This window comes from Flavobacterium sp., from assembly GCF_040382755.1.
Classification (GTDB): domain Bacteria; phylum Bacteroidota; class Bacteroidia; order Flavobacteriales; family Flavobacteriaceae; genus Flavobacterium.
Genome location: NZ_JBEIET010000099.1, coordinates 1 through 7,392, shown reverse-complemented (window position 1 = coordinate 7,392; position 7,392 = coordinate 1). Strand labels below are relative to the sequence as shown.

Below are 7,392 nucleotides of genomic sequence, written 5' to 3'. Positions count from 1 at the left end.
TTAAACCAACTCATATTTTAGCATTGGGTAATGATACTCACGCTTTTTTAAAGCTGCATTTTGGAGATAAAGTAGTACAAGTTATTCATCCAAACGCAAGGCAAAATCAACAATCAAAATTAAACGCTTGGGAAATTGCTATAAAGCAATTGAATGATATTTTTTAAGACTAAGATTTTAAGAATAAAACCCTGTAAACTATTTTTTACAGGGTTTTTTTGTGGAAATAAAAGATTTGTCTTCGAACTTTTGAACCCAAAACCTTCTCCAAAAAAATGAAAAGGCTTTTGGTTCGACAAAGTGGAGATAGAAGATTTATCTTCGAACTTTTGAACCGAAAATGCAAATAGTTTTTGAGTATTTTCGAGTTAAGATTCTTGTAATTACTCACTTGTTTATGGTTTGAAGCTAATTCTGATTTCTTTCGAGTATTGGGTGATTATATTGCTACATAAAATTGATTAACTCTTTTTTGGCTTATCGGGATGTATTCTTTTCTAGACATATAATTGCCAAATTAAATAAAGTATTAGAATTCATCATATTGTTTTTATAATCAAGAAGTTTGTTCAATTCTTCGTCATTATCCTCAGTAAAGTATTTGGCGATTTTTATCAAGGTAATAAAATCATTTTCAACCCAAGATTTATTTTGCCTAATCATTTTGGGAAATTTCTGAAACCAAATTTTTAATAAATCTTTACGATTTTTGAGTATAAAGTAGGGGATAATGTCTATTGAAAAATACACTATTTGATCTGAAAAATTATTAGCACATTCAATCAAAGCATCAAAATCATCATTAAAAATCCAATCTATTAAAGCGATTCTTCCAGCCAATGGTAAGGACGAATAGTGTTTGTTATTTTTAATTTTTTTGTAATAAAAATTAGCATCTTCCCATTGGTCTTTTAGAATGTTATTAAGTGCTAATATAGTACCAGAAAAAACAATTTCTTCTGTTGTTTTACCAGAGCGAAATAGTGATTTGTAATAGGGTTCAAAATCATCATTTCCAACGTCAACATAATGATTCAAGATCAAAGGCGTAAAAAATTTTGTAGCCATTATTTTATCCAACGCAAATTTTTTGAGTCCAGATCTAATAGAAAAATAAGGACCCAAAGTTTGAGCGAATAAGTCAGCTATACTTTGATTTGCTTTGATGAGTTCAAATAAAGAATCGCTATTGAAATAGGTTTCTAAAATTTCAACATCATTGTTTTTTATAAGTTGAATAATCCGATTCGTAAAAAGATTTACTTCAAAGATTGAAATGCTTTTTTTGGTAGCTAATTCGGTTATGATTACATCATCGATCTCAGAATTTGCAACACTTTTGATTTGATGTTCACAAAAAACACAAAATTCATTATAACAACTAAATCCGATATATCTTGAAAAGATATCTAAAGTTGTATGTGATGTTACACCAGTCTTAACTAGATTGAAAAACCTTCGGATAGTGCTCTCGCTTAAATATTCTTTTTGGTTTATCAATATTGAATTTTTTAAGTTTGTAGCATCAGTTTTTGAGACTATTTTTTTTCCAAAACTATTTTCAATTTGTAGTCTTAATTCATCGGTATATAACATTTTTTTTTTTTTTAAAATTATATAATTTAATGCAATGTTAAGACGGTTCTTTAAGCCTTAGTTATAAAAGAACCTAAAAGAACCCACAATCAAGTATTTAACGTGTTTAACAATAAGTACTTTTGAATAATAAAAATACAAACAAGTCGAAATAAATTCACAGACACAATGTCAATATTTTTTTGCTGCATAAAGACAAAGAAAAAAAAATTAATTCCTAGTACAGAAAATGAACTGTGTGTATTTGCTTGCTTGAAAACTTGTCTTTGTAGTTAAACCATTCTATTAGGGAAATGAAAATATTAATTTGAATGTCAACACCATAATCGGTTCCAAAACAATTTAAATTTTATGTACAACGAACAAATTGAAAACTTAATCAATCTTGCCTTAGCAGATGGCGATTTGACAGAAAAAGAAAAGCAAATTCTTTTTAAAAAAGCAGAAGCTATAGGTATTGACCTTGACGAATTTGAAATGGTACTTGATGCTAAGTTGTTTGAAAAACAACAAACTTTAAAAGCAGCTGCACCATCAGTTGCAGCGCCAAAGTCGGACAAATTCGGAGATGTTAAAAAATGTCCGGCATGTGGTGCAATGGTTCAAACTTATAGCACTAATTGTTCAGATTGTGGTCACGATTTCAGAAATGTTGAAAGTGCAAATTCAATTATAGAGTTTTTCAAAGACTATCAAACCATTGAAAGTAAAATTGTATTTAAAGACAACAATAATAATGGTGGTTTAATGAGCAAAGTTTTCGGTGGATTAGATAACATTGGCGGTGGAGATTGGAAGCGGGCAGTATTCACTAAAAAGAAAGAATTTATTATGCACTTTCCTATTCCAAATTCGAAAGAGGATATTTTAGAATTTCTGTCAATGGCTATACCTTTAGCTTCGCCAGCGAAAAAAACTACATTTTCAGCTTTCAAGAAATTTGGCGCTCATTTTGGTGATGACCACGCCAAAAATTATGACTTTATGATTGCAGAGGTTTGGATGCAAAAATGTGAACAAATATTAATGAAAGCAAGGTTATCAATGAAAGAAGATAAAAAAACTCTAGAACAAGTTGAGTATTATGGAAAACAGCTTGGAATTAAATAATCCGAAAAAATAAAAACATGGTACTATTTGAAAAAAAAGAAGAAGGTGGATTCATGGATGTTATTCGCTGTGACGAACAAGAATATCTTGTTTGGAAATGGAGACCTTCAGGCGAAGCCAACTCAACAAATAAGGAAAATGTATTACGTTATGGTAGCAGTTTACGAATTAAAGACGGAGAATTAGCCGTTTTTGTGTATCAGCAAAAAGATGGTACTATGCAAGATTTTATAATTGGTCCTTATGACCAAACCATTAAAACTGCAAATTTTCCGGTTCTAACAAGCATTGTAGGTACTGCTTTTGGAGGTGCTTCACCATTTCAGGCAGAAATCTACTTTATCAACTTATCGGGTAATATTCAAGTGAGATTTGGTATTCCGTACTTTGATGTGTTCGACCCAAGGTTTTCAGATTTTGCAGTTCCAATTGCGGCGAGAGGTAAAATTACCTTTAACCTTACAGACTACAAAGCATTTATTAAACTCAACCGATTAATAAATTTCGAGCTAGAAGATTTTAACAAACAAATTAAAGATGCGGTTATAAAGTACATTAAAGGTGTAATTACAAACATCCCTGCCGACAAAGGAATTCCTGTTCTTCAAATGGAACGTAAACTTTTAGAAATTAATGAAATTGTTACTGCATATCTCAAACCAAGACTTGAAACAGATTTTGGTGTGAATATGAAGGGGCTGGATATAGCAACCATTGAAGTTGATAAAGAAAGTGAAGGATATGCAGAGTTAAGAAAAGTAACAGCCGATCAAACAACTAAAACAACTGTTGCCCAATCTGATGTTACCATTAAGAACATAGAAGACATGCAAAATATTAATGCTCAAAACATGGAAGAAACCTTGCGTATTCAAAGAGAAGAAGCACAACGGGCACAAAAACTACAAACCGAAATTAACTTTATAAGTACTCATGCACTCAATCAACAAACAGAAGTGCTAAAAGCAGGAGCTGTAAGCCTGGGTAACATGGGCAACATGGACTCAGGTGGAGGTGGAGGAATGAACCCTGCTGGAATGATGACAGGCTTGATGATGGGTGGAGCTATGGGAAACCAAATGGCAGGTATGATGAACCAAATGGGGCAAAATATGAACCAACAACAAAACACACCGCCCTCACCACCACCAATCCAATATAGTGTTTCTGTAAACGGACAAACAACAGTTCCATTTAATTGGCAACAATTACAACAAATGGTTCATAGTGGACAACTTACAAAAAATACACATGTTTGGAAACAAGGTATGACTGCTTGGGAAATTGCAGGTAATGTTCAAGAACTTGAAAATTTATTTGGAGCAGTTCCACCACCACCGCCTCCAGTTGTTTAAAATAATCTTTACAGTGGAGTTCAGAACCCACTTTAAAAAACGGGGCGTATTCTGAAAAGCCAAATGAGTAGGAAAAAAATTAATTATAAAAAATGAAAAAAATTATTATTGGTTGTATATTTTTTATTACAAATTTAATCTGCTATGGTCAATCAACTGATTCAATTGATTTTAAGCAGGTTAGAACTCTAAATGGAAATAAATTTAAATTTTTTGTAAATGGAAACTCAGTAAACGAGAACCTTTATGATGAAGTCAAAAACTTTAAAGAAGGATTTGCGGCTGTAAAAAGAGAAGGTAAATGGTGTTATATAGATTTAAAAGGTATTGAAATTGTACCTCCTACTTTTTTTCAGGTTTCAGATTTTAGTAATGGTTTTGCAATTGTAATGAATAATAAATTAGATAAAGCTTTTTTGAATAAATCAGGAAAAATGATAACTACTTTGAAATATTTTGCGGCAAATGATTTTCAAGAAGGTTATGCAGCTGTTGCTACTGGAACATATCCAAATTTGAAATGGGGGTTTATAAATGAAGAAGGTAAAGAAGTTGTCATTCCTAAATACAGTCAAGTCGATGATTTTAAAGATGGTATAGCAAAAGTATTTTTAAAAAATAAAGTTGGATTTATAAATGAAACAGGGAAGGAAATTACTCAAATTATTTATGATTATTCAGGAAGTAGAAATCTTGGTAATGGTTTGGCTACCCTTGAACAAGAAATAAATAACAGAACTAGTTTTGTTGGAGTAATAAATAAGAAAGGTGAATGGATGTTCAAAAGAGGTCAAATATATTTTCAAGTTGTTGGTTCATTTTCAAATAAATATTTGATAGTTGATAATGGTTCAAAATTCGGTATAATTGACCATTCTGGTAATATTAAAATCGAAATTAATATGAAAAAAATTGATCCTTTAGGTTCATGGACTCGTAATGCTGATTCATTGAAGCTAGGGCGTCTTTATGTAGAAAATTATGGGGATTATTTTTATATAGATGAAAATTTAAATTGCGTAAATATGGATGATGCTATTCCATGTTCACAATAAAATAAATATATTTAATAGTACTACCACATTCGTTTTAACACATGTAATAAGTAACAGGAAAATAAAAAAAGACCTCTTATGAAAATAAGAGGTCTTTTTATTTTTTGTGGAAATTGAAGATTTATCTTCGAACTTTTGAAACTTATAATAGTAAATATGTTTTTTTTTTAATTGAATTTATACTTAAATCATTAAAAAAATAAATTCACTAAAACATTTAAATTTTTTTATATCACAAAAATTACATGATGGAACTAGATGGATTTTTTTGTTCAATTATAATTATTAAAATTTGAAAATTATTTTTATTACGATTTTTCATAAGTCATAATAAATATTTTATAAAATTATGTATGTTTCTAAAATCAACATTTTACTTATTTGTATTAATTCTCGGTTCATTTGAATTAAATGCACAAAGTTTTTATTTTTCAAATGGAATAAATACTACATCATATGATTTTAAAGGTACCGACAACTTACCCCTAGAATTGAAACCTAAAACAGGACATTTTTACGAGTTGGGTTATAAATTGCTTAACGTAAAAGAGCGAATGAATTATGCGATTGGATTTGCAATAAATAATTTTAATTCAAATGCTGGAGATTCTGTTAATCAATATGAATGGGAAACAACATATATGGGAATAAATAATCATTTTGAATATATAATTATCCCTTCTTATAGAAATCCAATTGAATTATCTGGCGCTTTTCAAATGCAATTTATGCATATTTTTAACGGAGTCCAAAAAATCAACGGGAAAAATTTTGACTTAACAAAAGAAAAAGAGTTTACCGGAATATGGATACAACCTGGGGTTACTTTTGTGTCAAAATATTTTATATCTGATTCTTGGCAAATTAGTTTAGGTTATAATTACTCTGTAGGATATAATTTATCAAATACCACTGAGGAAGTACTAAAGATTAATAATCATCAATTTCGATTTTGTATTCACTTTGTAGTAGAATAATTTAAAAATGAAATTACTTAAAATAAATGACAATGTATTCTATTGAAATTAATTGATTCTATTATGAAAAAGATTTTATTTATACTATTACAATTAGTAACTTTTATTAGTTTTTCACAAAGTACTGGTATAACATATCAAGCTGTTATATTAAGTCCAAATGGGCAACAATTACCTGGAGCCAATAATCAACAATATATATTAGCTAATAAAACAATTTGTCTTCGATTTAGTATTATTGATCATCAAAATCAAATAGAATATCAAGAAAACAGATTAACTGCAACTGATCAATTTGGCATGGTTAATTTATTAATTGGCACTAATACCCAAATAGCTGGATATGCTAATGGATTTTCTGGAGTTATTTGGAATAGCAATTCAAAAAGTCTAAAAGTAGAATTAGACGCCACACAAAATTGTCAAAATTTCACATTAATAAGTAACAATCCATTTACATATGTTCCATTTGCATATTATGCTGCAAACCCAGGCACTCAAGGACCAGTAGGTCCTGCAGGGCCACCAGGTCCTTCGGGTAGTATCGGAACTGATGGATTATCTGCATATCAAATATGGTTGAATGCGGGAAATACCGGTACCGAATCACAGTTTTTAAGTTCACTTCAGGGTTCTCAAGGAATACAAGGACTTCCGGGCAGTAATGGAACAAATGGCACAAATGGCACAAATGGTTTAAACGGAACTGATGGATTATCAGCATATCAAATATGGTTGAATGCGGGAAATACTGGTACTGAATCACAGTTTTTAAGTTCACTACAGGGTTCTCAGGGAATACAAGGACTTCCGGGCAGTAATGGAACAAATGGCACAAATGGCACAAATGGTTTGAACGGAACTAATGGATTATCAGCATATCAAATATGGTTGAATGCGGGAAATACTGGTACTGGATCACAGTTTTTAAGTTCACTACAGGGTTCTCAAGGAATACAAGGACTTCCGGGCAGTAATGGAATAAATGGCACAAATGGTTTAAACGGAACAAATGGATTATCTGCATATCAAATATGGTTGAATGCGGGAAATACAGGTACTGAATCACAGTTTTTAAATTCACTTCAGGGTTCTCAAGGAATACAAGGACTTCCGGGCAGTAATGGAACAAATGGAACAAATGGTTTAAACGGAACTGATGGATTATCTGTATATCAAATATGGTTGAATGCTGGAAATACCGGTACCGAATCACAGTTTTTAAGTTCACTACAGGGTTCTCAGGGAATACAAGGACTTCCGGGCAGTAATCGAACAAATGGCACAAATGGCACAAAT

The 7,392-nt window shown here is 30.9% G+C and carries 5 protein-coding genes and 1 pseudogene; 5 read left to right on the top strand and 1 reads right to left on the bottom strand.

Annotated features, from left to right (window positions below):
* Positions 1-477: 477 nt before the first annotated feature.
* The gene (locus ABWO04_RS08740) at positions 478-1,596 is read right to left on the bottom strand and encodes a hypothetical protein (RefSeq protein ID WP_353079212.1); all 1,119 of its coding nucleotides are present in this window, start codon (positions 1,594-1,596) and stop codon (positions 478-480) included.
* 351 nt (positions 1,597-1,947) lie between these two features.
* On the opposite strand from ABWO04_RS08740, the gene ABWO04_RS08735 reads away from it, so the two are divergent.
* From ABWO04_RS08735 to ABWO04_RS08715, 5 genes and pseudogenes are all read left to right on the top strand, one after another.
* Positions 1,948-2,706, top strand: a complete 759-nt coding sequence (locus ABWO04_RS08735) for a zinc ribbon domain-containing protein (RefSeq protein WP_353079210.1) — start codon at positions 1,948-1,950, stop codon at positions 2,704-2,706.
* Between the two features lie 17 nt (positions 2,707-2,723).
* On the top strand, positions 2,724-4,061 hold the full coding sequence (locus ABWO04_RS08730) for an SPFH domain-containing protein (RefSeq protein ID WP_353079208.1): 1,338 nt from the start codon (positions 2,724-2,726) through the stop codon (positions 4,059-4,061).
* Between the two features lie 92 nt (positions 4,062-4,153).
* The gene (locus ABWO04_RS08725) at positions 4,154-5,116 is read left to right on the top strand and encodes a WG repeat-containing protein (protein ID WP_353079206.1); all 963 of its coding nucleotides are present in this window, start codon (positions 4,154-4,156) and stop codon (positions 5,114-5,116) included.
* Between the two features lie 353 nt (positions 5,117-5,469).
* On the top strand, positions 5,470-6,093 hold the full coding sequence (locus ABWO04_RS08720) for a hypothetical protein (protein WP_353079204.1): 624 nt from the start codon (positions 5,470-5,472) through the stop codon (positions 6,091-6,093).
* 63 nt (positions 6,094-6,156) lie between these two features.
* A pseudogene (locus ABWO04_RS08715) lies at positions 6,157-7,392 on the top strand (hypothetical protein); the annotation flags it as partial.

What these genes read in the sequence shown, in the direction of transcription:
- ABWO04_RS08730 (WP_353079208.1), top strand. Translation starts at nt 2,724, where the DNA reads ATGGTACTATTTGAAAAAAAAGAAGAAGGTGGATTCATGGATGTTATT.
- ABWO04_RS08735 (WP_353079210.1), top strand. Translation starts at nt 1,948, where the DNA reads ATGTACAACGAACAAATTGAAAACTTAATCAATCTTGCCTTAGCAGAT.
- ABWO04_RS08725 (WP_353079206.1), top strand. Translation starts at nt 4,154, where the DNA reads ATGAAAAAAATTATTATTGGTTGTATATTTTTTATTACAAATTTAATC.
- ABWO04_RS08740 (WP_353079212.1), bottom strand. Translation starts at nt 1,596, where the DNA reads ATGTTATATACCGATGAATTAAGACTACAAATTGAAAATAGTTTTGGA.
- ABWO04_RS08720 (WP_353079204.1), top strand. Translation starts at nt 5,470, where the DNA reads ATGTTTCTAAAATCAACATTTTACTTATTTGTATTAATTCTCGGTTCA.